At 42.9% G+C, this 1,525-nt stretch carries 2 protein-coding genes; one reads left to right on the forward strand and one right to left on the reverse strand.

Annotated features, from left to right (window positions below):
* Nucleotides 1-269: 269 nt before the first annotated feature.
* The gene (locus R7Q38_RS23170) at nt 270-554 is read right to left on the reverse strand and encodes a pyrimidine/purine nucleoside phosphorylase (protein ID WP_005464991.1); all 285 of its coding nucleotides are present in this window, start codon (nt 552-554) and stop codon (nt 270-272) included.
* A 324-nt stretch (nt 555-878) separates the two neighbouring features.
* On the opposite strand from R7Q38_RS23170, the gene R7Q38_RS23175 reads away from it, so the two are divergent.
* Complete coding sequence (locus tag R7Q38_RS23175; RefSeq protein ID WP_020841634.1) at nt 879-1,382, forward strand: DUF2850 domain-containing protein; 504 nt, start codon at nt 879-881, stop codon at nt 1,380-1,382.
* Nucleotides 1,383-1,525: the final 143 nt, after the last annotated feature.

Raw genomic sequence — 1,525 nt, forward strand, 5'->3', positions numbered from 1 at the left:
CGCGTTCGCTACTTCAGTAAAGCGGTGTCGCTGTTCATTCGTTAAATCGCTCGCTTCGTAGCGAGGAGGGAGATCAGAATGCTTGCGTTGTACTGCCATCACTTCCTCCTTGGTTGATGGGTGTACTTATACTAAGTATATACACAGTTGCGCATAAATAGCGCCAAGATACCGAATTCTAAGCGATATCTCGTGCGCCAGTTCAAGGAAATTACGCAACTAAAAAAGCCACCCAAAGGTGGCTTAAAGCAATTCAGCATTTGTACCGATTATAGGTATTCGCACAAGTAAGCCGTTGCGTCTTTCACTTGCAGCTCAAATGATGAGTTACCTTCAACATCAAACGACTCACCGCTGCTGTAGGTTGTCCAGTCGGCTTCACCTACGCGTTTCACCACGAGAGCACCTTTAACGACTGTCATGCGCTCAGGAGCCTGTGTACCAAATGTGTACTCGCCCGGAAGCATCACACCGACACTAACATCCTGTCCGTGCTGGTTAAAACCTAGTGACTTTACACCGCCTGCAAAATAGCTATTTTCCTTAATACTCATTATTGGTTTCCTTATCAAAAGTCCGCTCTTTTTTACCCTGTTTTTTTCTGCGACTCAAGCCTTTAAAGCACAGAGATTCTACCGAATTGAGAACTCAGTTAATCAGCACAGAATTTGGCTAACGCAACAGGAAAGAATAATTCGAAATTTGCAGTCCATTCTTAATCACTAAGGAGTCAATCATTAACGACAAATCAATCAGTAATAGTGTATCCGATTGTAAAAGTGGACATTAGATCATAGTTTCTGGGTCGCAACGGCGAGATTGTTTGTTTTTAGTGCGGAAGGTTTCCACCATATTAAAAAAGGACGATAAGAGTACTCATGGCCATACCCGCTCGCAGGAAAAGGAAACAAGATAAAGAACCGCAACTTTCATTTTGGGCTCGACACCAGCTTAAGATGGTAAAAAGTGCGTTCGTTATTTTTGTCTGCAGTTTGGTGGCTTTTTTCGCTTATCAGCTCCACGTCTCCTACCAAGATTACATCAACCCCGAACACGTCTATGGTGAGTGGATCGAAATTGGTGCTCCACCTTATCAAACCGAACGCCTTATTTTTACCTCCGATGGGGTGTATCGAAATCATCGTTTGATCACGACGGAATTTGCGTTTGATGGCAAAGTCATCACCTTAAATACCGGATTAGGTGAAACCGCGTATCAACTTTCTGGCTCTCATCTGTCACCACAAATACGCCGAATTGAACCTCGAATCCCAGATCAGCGATTCATTCGAAAGGGATTTGAGCATACTGTTCAAGGTTCAGAAGTGGGCGCAGCATCAAAACGACGAGCCGCTCTGAGTGAACATTTCAGTCGCGACTAGCACGTTTTTTACCACTATTTTACCGTCCTAAGGCACTTCTACGCGATGAAATAAAACCTTAATAAACAATCAAATAAGATATTCGTCGCATTTATATCAACCAAAATTGAGTAAACAATTAATTTAATTCCTGCCAAATATTT

The sequence above is a fragment of the Vibrio sp. Vb0598 genome (genome assembly GCF_033338935.1).
Lineage (GTDB): Bacteria > Pseudomonadota > Gammaproteobacteria > Enterobacterales > Vibrionaceae > Vibrio > Vibrio alginolyticus.

Bases quoted from the DNA above. Each gene is read 5' to 3' on its own strand.
- R7Q38_RS23175 (WP_020841634.1), top strand. From the start codon at position 879: ATGGCCATACCCGCTCGCAGGAAAAGGAAACAAGATAAAGAACCGCAA.
- R7Q38_RS23170 (WP_005464991.1), bottom strand. From the start codon at position 554: ATGAGTATTAAGGAAAATAGCTATTTTGCAGGCGGTGTAAAGTCACTA.